This is a genomic window from Bradyrhizobium sp. CFUWI (assembly GCF_056429085.1).
This window is the reverse complement of the sequence record NZ_JBWJZE010000181.1, coordinates 1-458: the sequence shown is the minus strand read 5'-3', so window position 1 is coordinate 458 and position 458 is coordinate 1. Positions and strand designations below refer to the sequence as shown.

Sequence of the window (458 nt, the reverse complement as noted above, 5' to 3'; positions counted from 1 at the left end):
GGTACTGGTAGGGGCGGCCCCAGGGATCGTTGGGCAGCTTCTCCAGGTAGGGGCGCCAGTTGCCCGGCACGGGGCCGTTCGTGGGCTTGGCGATCAGCGCCTGCAGGCCCTGCTCCGCGGTGGGATAGCGCTGGTTGTCCAGGCGGTAGAGCTTCAGGGCCTGGACGATGTTGGTGATGTCGGTGCGGGCGGCCGTCACGCGGGCGTCGTCCGCGCGGTCGATCACGTTGGGCACGATCAGCGCGGCCAGCACGCCGATGATCACGAGCACCACCATCAGCTCGATCAGCGTGAAGCCGCGCGCGATCCGGCGGCGGGCATTCCGTGCGCCCCGTGCGAGGGCGCCTGCGTTGCGGGGAATCACGGTGTTCTGAAATGTGGGAAACATATGCGGTCAATGATAATCGGGACATGATGACAAACACCTCCGCTCCCTGGGGGCTGCGGCTCGGCACGCT

At 67.2% G+C, this 458-nt stretch carries 1 protein-coding gene; it reads right to left on the bottom strand.

The window, feature by feature from the left end; all coding sequences use genetic code 11:
• Positions 1-388: type II secretion system major pseudopilin GspG (gene gspG / locus AC066S_RS39310; protein WP_478271981.1), on the bottom strand; the 388-nt coding region annotated here is incomplete at its 3' end.
• Between the last annotated feature and the right edge of the window lie 70 nt (positions 389-458).